The following is a 12,491-nucleotide window of genomic DNA, read 5'->3' as shown; positions in this document are numbered from 1 at the left end:
TGCCCGGTTTTTGGTTCCAGGGGACATTGGCTAGCAACCGCAAGGGTAATAACCTCGCGAGAAGACGATCCCGATCTCGCTTTGCACCAATCCACCTAGCATGGCACTCTGGCGCCAGCTGCAGGAGAATAGTTTGCGCAATCTCGATTTCAGTTCTGGGGAGAGTGTCCTGACCACCCTGGTCGGCGTCGCCCTATTCGCTTTGGTGGGCATCGGGATTCGGCTGGTGATGATGACCACGATCCAGCAGCGCCAGCAGCGCCAAAACCGACAGATCAACGAGCGCCTCAAGACCTTGATGGCTGCGTACAAGGTGCTGGGCGGCTCGTTTACCGGAAGACTCTCGGTCGAGCCGCGCCACCTGCGCGACATCCGAGCGGCTGAAAAGCTGGCGGCCGAGCAGGGCGGGGAGGCGGTCGTGCCGCGCACCATGAGCTACGAGATGTTCGAACGCGTTCGCCAGATGCGTGACGCGGTGGAAGCGGCGCTGTCCGACATAATCCTGCTGGGCACTGACGAGCATGTTCGGCTGGCCGAGAAGGCGGCGCGTGACCTCGTGGCCGGCAATCAGATCCATACCGATGAGCTCGTGGTGTCGCTACGCAATTTCATCCGACAGGCGCTCGATCTGTCCGCTATTCCGGCTGACCTGCAGATCCCAATGCAGGGCCCGACCCGACCGGCCAGCACTGGCGGAAGGGGCAGGGGTGGTGGTCAGCAGGGAGGCGGTGGCGGTGGCGGTGGCGGTGGTGGCGGAGGAGGTGGTGGTGGTGGCGGCATGGGGATGGGTATGGGCGGCCAGGCCGACGATGCGACCCCGCCAGGCCGTACATAACGGCGGCTTCTCTATCGCGGTTCGTGTCAAGGGCCGCACGGCGTCATCTGCCGCCGAGAGGCGGCATTGGTGGGCTTGGAAGAGCGCCGACGAGCGGCGCGCGTACTCGGTCAGGCTTTACTGCTTGGCATGAGGACGTGCCACACGGGGCTCGTGCTTCTCTTCGGGGTTGGCGCTGTGGCCGCCACATGATGGGGTAAGAAAGGCGGCGTGGATCAATCTTTTGGGCGCCCTGCCATCTTGCGGGCCGCTGCCGTTACGATCTCACGCCACCTTCGTCCCCGTGAGGACCTCTTTCCTGCCGAGGCAGAACCGTTAAAGCTCTTCTAGATGGGTAATCAGGCGGCAGCTGCTGCGGGTTCGCCGCCCCCGCGGAAGTCGGTCTCGTCAGTCCACATCCGGTGCAGGATTACCGCCAGGCGGCGAGCCACGGCGACAATGGCACGGCGCAAGCCTCTCCGCTGCGCCACCCGCATGCCCCAGGCCTTCAGCCGCGACCACTTACCGCTCTGCTTGAGCAGCGTCTGTGCTGCCTCATACAACATCGTGCGCAGCATGGTGTCGCCGGACTTCGAGATGCCGCCATCGTAGTCGATCTCACCCGACTGATGACGACGAGGCGTCATCCCGACATGGGCACCCACCGCTCTGGAATGAACAAAGCGCGGCGGCTGATCGATAGTCGCGCGGTAGGTCAACGCAACAACAGCGCCGACACCCGGTGCCGTCATCAACCGCCTGCACACGGAGTCATGCCGCACGACGTCGAGCAGGATCTTGTGCAGCCGCGTGAACTCCTGGCGCATCACGCGGCGGATGGTCAGCAGCGGCTCAACGATGGCGGCAAGCCGCATCGCTTCAATGCGATCATGCGGCGGCTTGAGGGAGTAACGCACAAAGCTTTAACCGAGGCGCTCCGCAAACTGGAAAGGAACGGTCTTATTTCCCGCGAGGTGATCGACACGTCGCCAATCGCTGTTGAGTACTCGATCACTCCCTTGGGCAGAACACTCCAGGTACCGTTTGGTGCAGTATATGAATGGGCTGTGGCACACTTGCAGGAGATCGAGAATGCTCAGGCTGCTTTCGATGCAAGAAGGGAGCAAGCGCCCTGATCCAATACACGCGCGGTTATCTAGGATAGAGGCGGTGCGTGATTGCGGTTAGAGCGGAATGGCCTCCTTCGTCACGAGAGATCGCGTTTGTTGGCGTCCTCCTGGGCCTGCTGGAGTTCGGGACCACGCTCGAGCGCCCACGCGTAAAGCGCTTGGAACGGCTCCCTCAGGGAATGACCGAGCGGGGTGATCGTGTATTCGAAGCCGAAGGCGCGTCGTCGGCAGAACCGTGCGCTTGAGGAGGCCGTTTCGCTCCAATCGCTCTAGGGCATCCGCCAGCGCCTTGTGGGTGATGCCGTCGGGACGTCGCAGATCTCGTTGAAGCGCGACGGTCGCGTGCATAGGACCGTCAGGATCAGCACTGACAACTTGTTGGCGATTTGCTCCAGGATCGGCCGCGTCGTGCGAGCGTCGATCAGAGCTTCGTCGGTCGCCTCCCGAGCAGGCGCACGGGGGTGTCGTTGGGAGGTGCGAATCCCGACCCCAACCTGGCCGTGAGTTCGAGTTCACGATTTGCCTTGTACCGGACGTTACGTCACCGATGCCCGATGCGCACAAGCATCTTTCCGAGGTTACCGCCCTTGAGCATCCCGACGAACGCCTCGGCTTCGAAAGACCATCGCGAAGTGGCTTGGGCTTTCTGGATTGTCTGGCTCGACATAATCCTCAAGGCGGGCCTGGTCACGGTCTACAGCTTCAACGAAACGTCCTACCCGGCACCCCCGAAGCAGTGCCAGATCATAGCATCATCAGGCGTTTCCACACAGCCTCGGGTCCGTTGCAGTCCCGCGACACGGGGTGACAAACCGCCAGGCTGCATACAGGTGGCGGTGCGGGCTTTGTAAGGCGGGAGCCTGCAACAGACTTCTGGCGCAACGGAATATTTCGCGCGGCCTGGGATCAGCTTGACCCCAGAGGCTCCCGCAGGTTCAGGTGCGCCTGCGCACCCGGCTGCTATGCGTCCTCTCCATTCCTCAGGCGGTCGATGATCCTTCCAAGGTTTTCCCGCACCTCGGTGGGGGTAACGCCATAGCCATACGGCTGCCCTTCCTCGCTTCCCCAAGGCACGAGGATGTCAAACTTGAGATCCATAATCCGTGAGAGGCTCGCCAGATAGGCGTCACGGTCGCTTTCTCCGAGTAATACAGCCTTCCATTCCCCACCTTGTACCCAGATCATATCTCCGGGAAACAACAGCCGATGCTCGCCATTGTCCCACAAGAACATGGTGGTGCCGGCGGTGTGGCCAGGAGTGGGGATCACCTCGATAGCATCGGCAATTCCTTGCTGTCCGGGGAACGTGCCGGCGATTGGCAGTTTGGTTTTCGCGTGGTCGTCTTCATGCACGAAGATCGGTATGTCCAGATCTGGCGCCCCGTACATGGCCTCGTGCCAATGATTGACCAGAAGGCGGTCCGGCCGGCCCATATCCAAGATCTCTTGAGCGGCGGCGTTGATGCCGGGAGAGTTGTAGATAACGACGTTGCCTTGCTCGCGCTGGAGAACAAAGGACCGCACCACTACACCGTCGAGGAAAGGCAGCGGAGCCGCGGGAGTGGCGTAGAGGCCTTGGATGGAAGCTTGAAGGCCAGTATCACTCGTTGAAGAAAAAAGATCAGAGGGCATCCTGCTTGATCCTTTTTATTTCGGTACCATCAAGGTCCGGCACTTGCGCTGACCCGCCTCTTGCGGCGGGCCCTTGCGATTGCGCGACCAGGCCGAACTCGATGCGCCTTAGAGCTGCGTTCACAACTGCGATGGTTTCCGGCGTGAGGCTGGCGTCGACCAGAGACTGGCTCCACAGCTGGCGCATACGCAGCATATTCGTCTCTGCCAGCGCTGTGGGATACAGGCGAACAACACGGGCATCTTGGTCGTCGGCTTGCCGCACCAACAGACCTTTGGCGATCAGTCCTTTGATCACCCGGCTGAAGTTGCTGGAGGGGAGCATGGTTGCCGCTGCCGCGGTCCGTGCCGATGTGCCGGGGTTCCGGCATATGAAGCGCACCACGCTGATCTCAACCGGTGTACAGGGGCCCGGGCGGAGATCGGCTGGAACCACGAGTTGCCTAGCTACGGCATGGACGAGATCAGCCAGCTCGTAAAGAGTGTCGATATGTTCCTTAACCACGCCGCCCCCTATCGGCTGATACTTATTAGGCGATAAGTATCATCCGATAGGCAAACGTCAAGACCGACTTGATACCTGGGCCAGGTTAACCTAGACGCACTGGCGCTACCTGCTGCCTAGTACGGGCGAGCCGCGCGCCATTTACCGCAATCCCGACCACAGCCATCAAGGGCAGGACCGCACCGATCCAGCCGAGATCGCTCGCAGAACCGTATTCTAGAACCACTCCCCCCAGCAGCGACCCGCCAGCAATGCCCAGATAAAGTGCCGATGCATTCAGCGAAAGCACCAGTGGTGCGCTGGTCGGCGCAAGACTGAGAAGGTAGCTAGACTGCGCAGGCGGAAAGGCCCAACTTGTGGCACCCCACACAAGCACTAACACAAAGAAAGCTGGTCCGGCAGCGGCGGCAGGAACATGCCCGACGCTGGAGATAGCCAGAAGCATCACCGCGTTAAGTACGGCCGCCGCGATTACCGTCTGGCGCGCACCAATGCGATCGGCCATTTGCCCTCCCGCTACATTGCCCAAGGCGGCACCTACGCCAAATATAAGAAGCACTGCCGGCACGAGGTCACGTGACAGACCAATTGACTGCGTAGTGACGACCGCAAGGTAGACGATCACGGTGAAAGCGCCGGCAAGGTTCAGACAAGTTGTCAGCAAAACTCCCGGAACGCCGGGCAGAGCTGCAGCAACGATCCGCTGCCGCAAGCTCAGCGGCTGGCCGCGCAGTCCGCTCGGCAGCATGAGCCAGATGGACAAAGCAGCTACCAGCGCGAACGCCGCAACCATGGCATAGGTGCCCCGCCAGCCTACTAGTCCTGCTACCAGAGCACCGAGCGGGGCTCCAAAGGCCACAGCCATTGTGGTGCCACCGCCAGTCGCACTCTCGTGTCAATGCTTGTCCAATAAATGTTGAAATACTCGCCTTAAGAGATTATGTGCAGGGCATGAGCTTGCCCCATCCCGACCCTGAACAGATCGAGCTTCATGGCGTTCTGGCCGCATTGGGCGATGAAACTCGCCTGGCAATCGTCGGGTGTTTGGCCAGATCGGATCAGTCAATGGGATTGGTTTGTGGTCAGTTGGGCGGGCTGACGTCCAAAACCAATCTTACCTACCACGTGGCAAAGCTACGCGAAGCGGGAGTGGTTCACGTGAGGCCGGAAGGCACCAAGCGGCGCGTTACCCTGCGCCGCGAGGATTTGGATGGGAGGTTTCCTGGCTTCCTGGACAGTGTGATCTCGAGCGCAATTCTTCTTCCCGCTGTTGAACAGGCGATGCGGGAGCTTCTCGTGCTTGGCAGCAAAACAGACGCGTAGCTGGCAGTGGGGTGCCGCTCATAGCTGTTGAGGACAAGACCAGCCCTCGAGCAATCCGCGGGGTGAGAGCAACTGGACGACATCGTCGACGGCTTGGGAGCTGGGCAGTGATTGTTGCGGGATCATCACCCAACAGGGCTTTGGCCGCTCCCGAAACTGCTACCGCCGAGACCTCGTCGACCTTGGCAAAAACGATGATGGCTCGGATTTCGGCTAGATCCTCAGCGATAGAATCGGCCGGCTCAACCCCTGATGTGCATGCACATTAGTCCTTGCTAGCCCGTAGCCTTGCAGCATCGCGCGCGGGCGGCGCGCCGAACATCCGCGTGTATTCTCGACTGAACTGGGACGCACTTTCATACCCGACTGCAAATGCTGCGCTTGTCACATCGGCGTCGGCGATCAGCAGCCGCCTCGCTTCCTGCAACCGGAGAGCTTTCTGATATTGCAATGGGCTCATGGCAGTGGCAGCTCGAAAATGGCGATGAAACGTGGCTGCGCTCATCCCGGCAATTTCCACCAGCTCTTCAATTCTAACAGCGCGGTCCAGGTTCGTGCGCAAATGGGCGATCGTATCTCGAACCTGTGCAATCCGGCTACCAGCCCGGGCTGCCTGGCGAAGCAGCGCCCCCTGCGGCCCTTGCAAAAGGCGAAACAGGATTTCGCGCTCGATCAAAGGGGCCAGCATGTCGATCTCGTCCGGAGCATCGAGCAGCCGCAACATTCGTGACCAGGCGTCAACCAGTTCGGGCGTCATCGCACCCACAGCAAAAGCGATAGTATTCCCTTCGGCTTCATGAGGTATGTCAACAACCAGATCCGAAAGGATATCTTGGTCGATCGCGAGCCGTACTGCGACATAGGGCGCCTCGGGCAGATCCTCGATCGTGACGCGCGATGCGGGCACGTCGATCGACGCGATCAGAAAATGATTGCTATCGTAGCGCAGGGTGCGGTTTCCGATCACCACCCGCTTCGTCCCACGCAACACGATGCCGAGCATGGGCTGATAGAGGACCCCAATGGCCCAGCCCTCCTCCTGCGCGACATGCAGGCTCACGCGCGGAATCGACGCACCTCCCGGTTGAGTAGCGTGGCGGTAGGCTAGATCGACGAGAGTTTCGTGCACTGCATCCATTTAGGTTTCACTGAGCATGAGGGCAAGGTTGCGCTGGATCGAAACAGCCATTGATCGGATCAGGCAAAAATTTGCGACGATCCGGCGCGAAGAAGTTGCGGGGCAGCCGTTATGAAACGGGGCATCCGCCTGCCAATTTAACCTAATCAGGAGAGCCCCATGCGCTACAACACGCTCGGCCGCACCGGCCTGTTCGTTTCCGAACTCTGCCTCGGCACCATGACCTTTGGCGGGGGAGGCGGCGTTTATAGCAGCATGGGCGGTCTGCAGCAGCAAGAGGCTGACGGCCTGGTCAAGACTGCGATCGACGGGGGCATCAACTTCATCGATACCGCCAACGTATATTCGCAGGGGCTTTCCGAACAGATCGTCGGCCAGGCATTGCGCAACCTAGGTATCGCGCGGCAAGATGTGATCATCGCCACCAAATTCTTCGGGCCCACGGGTGAAGGCCTGAACGCACGCGGCGCGTCCCGCTCGCATATGCTCTACAGCCTGGAGGCCAGCCTCGAGCGCCTGCAAGTCGAACATATCGATCTTTACCAAATCCACGGCTTTGATGGTATCACACCGATGGAAGAGACGCTGCGCGCGCTCGATACGGCCGTCCAACAAGGCAAGGTCCGCTATATCGGCGTCTCCAATTGGGCTGCCTGGCAGATCGCCAAGGCGGTCGGCATCTCCAACCAGTTCAACCTAACCCGTTTCGCCTCGCTTCAGGCATATTATACGATCGCCGGTCGCGACCTGGAGCGCGAACTGATGCCTATGATGGAATCCGAAGGCATCGGACTACTGGTGTGGAGTCCGCTGGCGGGCGGCTTCCTGTCGGGAAAATATGCCCGCGACGGCGGCAAGCAAGGCGGTAACCGCCGCGATACTTTCGATTTCCCGCCGGTCAACAAGGAACGCGGTTACAACGTCATCGATGCGATGAAGCCCATCGCGGAAGCCAAGGGCGTTTCGATCGCCCAGATCGCACTCGCTTGGCTACTGCACCAAAAGGCCGTCACTAGTGTGATCGTCGGTGCCAAGAAGCTTGAGCAACTCACTGACAACATCGCCGCGACCAGGGTGGTGCTGACCGACGCCGAACTGAAAACACTCCACGAAGTCAGTAAGCTGCCTGCGGAATATCCGGGCTGGGTCTTCGACTTCCAGAGCAAGGTCCTTGCTGATCAGCTCAAGCAGGAACCGCGCGGGGCCTGAGGGCGCCCGCCTCGGTCGATAAGCAAGGCAGTCGGCCCGCAGCGGCGGGACCTAAGTCGGAGAATGCCGGGTGGCTTGGGCGTAGCTATGCCACCTGGCACTCTGATGCCCATCCGAGTGGGTACGACACTGACGGGCGAGGGAGGCCTGACCAGAACGCGGCGAGGACATCGGAGCGCCAGATCATTACGGCATAGACGGCAGGGTCTGACCGCGATCACTGAGATACTCCGGCTTGGGCAAGGCCAACTGAAAACCACCGAGGCCTATGCTCGATTGCGAAGTTGGTCATCACCTACGTGACGGAGCCCACCGATAACCAGGTCCGCTTTCAGGAACTCTTCAACAGGCCTCAAACGGCGGTAATGAGGTCGGCTCCAGACCGGCACCTTTGGGGTGATGGGGTGGACGCCCCCCCGGCGGCATCGATGTGCCAAAGTGGAGGTGTTGAACACACCACTTGAGGAGGCGCCCATGTCGGAAGTTACCACAATCGGTCTGGATATCGCGAAGAACGTTTTCCACGCACACGGTGCAGATGCGAGCGGCAGTCCGGTGTTCAGCCGCAAGATCAGCCGCGCGAAGTTGCTGGAATTCTTCGCCAACAGCCGCGTTGCCTGGTGGCGTTGGAGGCATGCGGAGGAGCACACCACTGGGCTCGCGAACTCACAGTGTGGGTCACGAGGTGAAACTGATCCCTCCGGCCTATGTGAAGCCCTTCGTGAAGCGGAACAAGAACGATGCGTCGATGCGGAGGCCATCTGCGAGGCAGCTCAGCGACCTAACATGCGGTTCGTGGCGATCAAGCGTGAGGAGCAACAGGCCTCGGCCCTGGTGTTCCGCACACGCGATCTGATGGTGCGGCAGCGGACTCAATTGATCAATGCGATCCGCGGTCACCTGACCGGATACGGCTGGGTCGCACCCAAGGGACCGTCGCACATAGCTGTACTGAGTAACCAGCTCGATGGCGAGATTGGCTCGTCACTTCCGAATGCGGCCACCCCGATGTTCCGCACGATGCTCGACCTGCTGGAGATACTCAACGGGAGGATCAGCGAACTGGACAAAGAGATCACACGACGAGCCCGTGAGGATGTGATCGCCAAGCGGCTCATGACCATACCAGGCGTCGGTCCGATCACCGCCACAGCGATTGCTGCCCTCGCGCCGCCGGTTGAGACGTTCACCAAAGGTCGAGACTTTGCCGCATGGTTGGGTCTGGCGCCTCGTCAGCTCTCGAGTGGAGGCAAACAGAAACTCGGATCGATCACGAAGATGGGCGAACGAACGCTGCGGCGTCTCATCATCATTGGCTATAGCGCAGTCGTGCTGCACGCGAGCAAGCGAGGTGCGCCGGCAGGTTCCTGGCTTGAACAGATGATGGCACGGAAGCCGCGTATGCTGGTCACCGTTGCCCTTGCCCAACAAGACGGCGCGCATCATCTGGGCGGTCCCGATGAAGCAAGAGGAATACAAAGCTCCGGCTGCAGCTGCGGCGTAAGACAAGGCGGACCAGAGGTCGTCGGAGACGGAGTCGGTCGAAGGAAGGTATGGCACAACAGTCGGCGAGATGGGCTCGGTAAGCCAGCGCAAACCACTGTGCCTTGAGCACGCCGTGGGTGATATGGATCCGATCCGCGAACTCCCATACGGGCGCGCAGCTGGTGCTGCATCAGAGGCCGGACAGATGGCAGCATCCGACAACGTGTTCGATCTTCAAAATGCCGCTTGCGTCTTACGGGGCGTCCACAGATGGGTTTGCGGACGGGCGGCTTTGGGACGCCGACACTCCTATGCGGACGTTCTGGGCTGGCAAACCACGTGCAAGTTCGCGTCTCATCACCTGTGGAACAGAAACGGTGGTTTCTGACGGTTGATACTGACCGGCGACAAAGAAACCCAAGACTGTTTTCAAAAGAATGGCGGAACACTCGGTCGTCGACTGTAACGGTATGGTACGGCAGACCTTGACCTTACTTGTGGACAGGTCCTGGCCAACGGCCCAATTTAGGTAGCGTGATACCGCCGACGGTTTTTTCACGAAGGACATCAATGGATCCTAGGCGTCTCGGACTTGTCGCAACCAAACTCCACTATTTTCAGATAGTCGCGGAACTGGGCTCGATCCGCAGGGCCGCCCAGGACCTCAATGTCGCGCCATCGGTGATCAGCCGGAGCGTGCGACAGATCGAGGCGGAACTCGATGTGCAACTGTTCGACCGGGTCGGCAAACGGCTCAAGCTCACCAGTGCGGGCGAGACTCTTGTCTACCACGCCCGTGCCAGCGCACTGGAAATCGCCAATGCCGTCAATTTCATCCAGGACCTCAAGGGGCTGCGAGGTGGTACGGTCAGCATCGTGGCGATCGAGAGCATGGCGCGGCATGCCGTGCCCAAAGTGCTGCAGCGCTTCTGGGACAGCTACCAGCATGTCGATATCAAGCTGCATATTGCCGGTTCGGCCCAAGCCTTCGAGGCCGTGGCCAATGGCATCTACGACATGGCTGTGGCCTTCGACCACGCCGTGCCCAGCAATGCGCGACGCTTAGCCAGTTGCCGCATGCGCCTCGGTGCTCTTTTGCGTGCAGACCATCCCATGGCCAATGCGCCATCGGTACTTCTACGTGATTTCGTTGCCGAACCGCTGCTTCTGGCCGAATCCAGCCTGACGCTGGGTCGTACCGTGGAAGCCGCCGCCGCGCGGAGCGGTGTCACGTTCCACTCACGCGTCGTCACCAATTCGATCGGGGCGCTTATCGAGCTGGCAATGTCCGGTCAGGGCGTAACCTTCCAGACCCGTCTCGGCGCGGAGCCGGAACTTGAGAGCGGCAAGCTTGTCTTCGTGCCGCTGCGCGATGCCCATCTCAGGCGGCGTGAGCTTGTGCTCGTCTCACGGGCCAATAGTCCACTGCCACGGGCCGCCTCGACGCTGTCCGTGATGTTGGGCGAGGCCGTCACCGCCCTCAACGAAAACGAGATTGTTGTTGCCTAGAGAGCAACATCGATTGCCAGAATTAGCCCCTATCGCGCACTACATCACCATGTCAGCCTGACAGTCGAGATGCGGCAATTCCGCCATAGCAAGGACCAACACCCTGTCACTGTCGTCAGCCGTTCCCCATGTCTTGGGCAGCAATGCCGTTGAATTCGATGGCGTTTCCCGTACCTTCGGGGCAGATACCGCCGCTGTTCGCGCGTTAGACATCATCGATCTCGATATTGCCCCCGGTGAGTTCGTGGCCCTGGTCGGCCCTTCGGGCTGCGGCAAGTCCACGTTGTTGCGTATGGTGGCGGCGCTCGACCATCCTGACCATGGAGCGGTAACCGTAGCGGGACGGGAAGCGGGCGCCAAGGCGGCCAGCATAGGCCTTGCATTTCAGAACCCGACAATGCTGCCCTGGCTCACGGTCGAAGCCAATGTAATGCTGCCGCTAAAAATCGTGCCGCCCTACCGCCAGCACTTCCGGCAGGAAAAGCGCCAGGCGTTTCGTGACCGCGTGCATGCCCTGCTCGAACGCGTTGGCCTCAAAGATTTTGCCCTAAAATATCCTTGGCAGCTGTCCGGCGGCATGTTGCAGCGCGCGAGCCTATGCCGGGCATTGATTCACGATCCGCAGATCCTGCTGCTCGACGAACCCTTTGGCGCGCTCGACCAGTTCACCCGCGAGGGACTGTGGCGGAGCCTGCAGGATATCTGGATCGAACGACGCCCCACTGTGCTGCTGGTGACGCACGACCTGCGCGAAGCGGCTTTTCTGTCCTCGCGCATAATTGTGATGAGCCCACGTCCGGGCCGCATCGTCGATGACATCGTCGTACCGCTGGTACGGCCGCGCACGATCGCCGGCACTTATGAGCCCGAAGCCGTCGCCCTCTGCCAGCGCATGCGTATGCTGATCGATGTCACCGAAGCAGGGACCTCGTGATGCGGATCATTACTGGCGCCATCGTCACCCGCCTGCGCTCCCTTGCCATCATCCTGGCCCTCTTCCTACTGTGGGAACTGGCGTGCCATGCCTTTTCGGTTAGTCAGCTGGTGCTGCCGGCGCCCAGCGCCATCGCCGTCACGCTCTATCAGCGTTTCGGCGCGCTCTGGCCTCATTTGGCCCAGACGGTCTTCACCACCCTCGTGGGCTTTTGGTTGAGTCTTGTGTTCGGCGTCGTGCTCGGCGGGCTGGTGGGCACGTCGCGGCTCGCCTATGAGGCGATCTACCCGCTGCTTGTGGGCATATCCTCGATTCCCAAGGTTGCGCTCATTCCCGTCTTCGTCGTCTGGATGGGCGCAGGCACCGGCCCGGCTATCCTGACCGCCTTCGTAATTTCAGTCTTTCCGGTCGTGGTTAACGTTGCCACGGGCCTCGCCACGACCGAGCCCGAACTCGAGGACGTGCTTAAGGCGCTTGGCGCTAGTAAGTTCGACATCCTTTGGAACGTGGGCCTGCCACGCACTCTGCCCTATCTCTTCGCGGCGATGAAGGTCGCCATCACGGTGGCTTTCATCGGCTCGATTACCGCCGAGACCATCGCTGCCAATCGCGGTATTGGCAATGCCATGCTCATCGCATCATCGAGCTTCAACATGCCATTGGTCTTTGCCGCCCTGTTCCTCGTCTCGCTGACAGGCGTGCTGTTCTACCTGTTGTTCTCCTACCTCGAAAACCGCTTCACACGCTGGGCAACGCGTGGACGAGAGCCTTTCGCCTGAGCCCTGTGCCTAACCCGCCCGAAAGGAACATCC

General features: G+C 60.5%; 11 protein-coding genes and 3 pseudogenes. 8 read left to right on the top strand and 6 right to left on the bottom strand.

Features of this window, described 5'->3' with window-relative positions; all coding sequences use genetic code 11:
• Positions 1 to 133 precede the first annotated feature (133 nt).
• Positions 134 to 835, top strand: coding sequence for a hypothetical protein (locus HRQ64_RS19865; RefSeq protein ID WP_172125943.1), 702 nt, complete (start codon positions 134 to 136; stop codon positions 833 to 835).
• A 338-nt stretch (positions 836 to 1,173) separates the two neighbouring features.
• Here HRQ64_RS19865 and HRQ64_RS19860 read toward each other — a convergent pair.
• Positions 1,174 to 1,620 (bottom strand): annotated as a pseudogene (locus HRQ64_RS19860) (transposase); the annotation flags it as partial.
• A gap of 12 nt (positions 1,621 to 1,632) precedes the next feature.
• On the opposite strand from HRQ64_RS19860, the gene HRQ64_RS19855 reads away from it, so the two are divergent.
• Positions 1,633 to 1,950 carry a helix-turn-helix domain-containing protein gene (locus tag HRQ64_RS19855; protein ID WP_248308290.1) on the top strand — a complete coding sequence of 106 codons (318 nt, stop codon included), beginning with the start codon at positions 1,633 to 1,635 and terminating at the stop codon, positions 1,948 to 1,950.
• Positions 1,951 to 2,021: 71 nt separating this feature from the next.
• Here HRQ64_RS19855 and HRQ64_RS20310 read toward each other — a convergent pair.
• From HRQ64_RS20310 to HRQ64_RS19840, 4 genes and pseudogenes are all read right to left on the bottom strand, one after another.
• Positions 2,022 to 2,369, bottom strand: a pseudogene (locus HRQ64_RS20310) (helix-turn-helix domain-containing protein).
• Positions 2,370 to 2,904: 535 nt separating this feature from the next.
• Positions 2,905 to 3,576: an MBL fold metallo-hydrolase gene (locus HRQ64_RS19850; RefSeq protein ID WP_172125939.1), complete on the bottom strand. Its 672-nt coding sequence runs from the start codon at positions 3,574 to 3,576 to the stop codon at positions 2,905 to 2,907.
• Positions 3,566 to 4,081: a MarR family winged helix-turn-helix transcriptional regulator gene (locus tag HRQ64_RS19845; protein ID WP_210258734.1), complete on the bottom strand. Its 516-nt coding sequence runs from the start codon at positions 4,079 to 4,081 to the stop codon at positions 3,566 to 3,568. The genes HRQ64_RS19850 and HRQ64_RS19845 overlap by 11 nt, the downstream gene beginning before the upstream one ends.
• Before the next feature lie 85 nt (positions 4,082 to 4,166).
• Entirely contained in the window at positions 4,167 to 4,946 is a 780-nt protein-coding gene (locus HRQ64_RS19840) for an MFS transporter (protein WP_172125937.1), read from the bottom strand.
• An 86-nt stretch (positions 4,947 to 5,032) separates the two neighbouring features.
• Here HRQ64_RS19840 and HRQ64_RS19835 point away from each other — a divergent pair, with 86 nt between their 5' ends.
• Complete coding sequence (locus HRQ64_RS19835; RefSeq protein ID WP_172125935.1) at positions 5,033 to 5,404, top strand: helix-turn-helix domain-containing protein; 372 nt, start codon at positions 5,033 to 5,035, stop codon at positions 5,402 to 5,404.
• 265 nt (positions 5,405 to 5,669) lie between these two features.
• Here HRQ64_RS19835 and HRQ64_RS19830 read toward each other — a convergent pair whose 3' ends face one another.
• Positions 5,670 to 6,542 (bottom strand): AraC family transcriptional regulator, encoded by an 873-nt coding sequence (locus HRQ64_RS19830; protein WP_172125933.1) that lies wholly within the window; start codon positions 6,540 to 6,542, stop codon positions 5,670 to 5,672.
• Positions 6,543 to 6,701: 159 nt separating this feature from the next.
• Here HRQ64_RS19830 and HRQ64_RS19825 point away from each other — a divergent pair, with 159 nt between their 5' ends.
• From HRQ64_RS19825 to HRQ64_RS19805, 5 genes and pseudogenes are all read left to right on the top strand, one after another.
• Positions 6,702 to 7,751 (top strand): aldo/keto reductase, encoded by a 1,050-nt coding sequence (locus tag HRQ64_RS19825; RefSeq protein ID WP_172125931.1) that lies wholly within the window; start codon positions 6,702 to 6,704, stop codon positions 7,749 to 7,751.
• 474 nt (positions 7,752 to 8,225) lie between these two features.
• Positions 8,226 to 9,255 (top strand): annotated as a pseudogene (locus tag HRQ64_RS19820) (IS110 family transposase).
• A gap of 551 nt (positions 9,256 to 9,806) precedes the next feature.
• Entirely contained in the window at positions 9,807 to 10,745 is a 939-nt protein-coding gene (locus tag HRQ64_RS19815; protein ID WP_172125929.1) for a LysR family transcriptional regulator, read from the top strand.
• Between the two features lie 133 nt (positions 10,746 to 10,878).
• Positions 10,879 to 11,679, top strand: coding sequence for an ABC transporter ATP-binding protein (locus HRQ64_RS19810; protein ID WP_248308288.1), 801 nt, complete (start codon positions 10,879 to 10,881; stop codon positions 11,677 to 11,679).
• The gene (locus tag HRQ64_RS19805; protein ID WP_172125927.1) at positions 11,679 to 12,458 is read left to right on the top strand and encodes an ABC transporter permease; all 780 of its coding nucleotides are present in this window, start codon (positions 11,679 to 11,681) and stop codon (positions 12,456 to 12,458) included. The genes HRQ64_RS19810 and HRQ64_RS19805 overlap by 1 nt, the downstream gene beginning before the upstream one ends.
• Positions 12,459 to 12,491: the final 33 nt, after the last annotated feature.

Origin of the sequence: Devosia sp. 919 (assembly GCF_013185965.1) — a bacterium.
GTDB lineage: Bacteria > Pseudomonadota > Alphaproteobacteria > Rhizobiales > Devosiaceae > Devosia.
The sequence above is the reverse complement of the archived record's forward strand: the minus strand, read 5'-3'. Positions and strand labels throughout refer to the sequence as shown.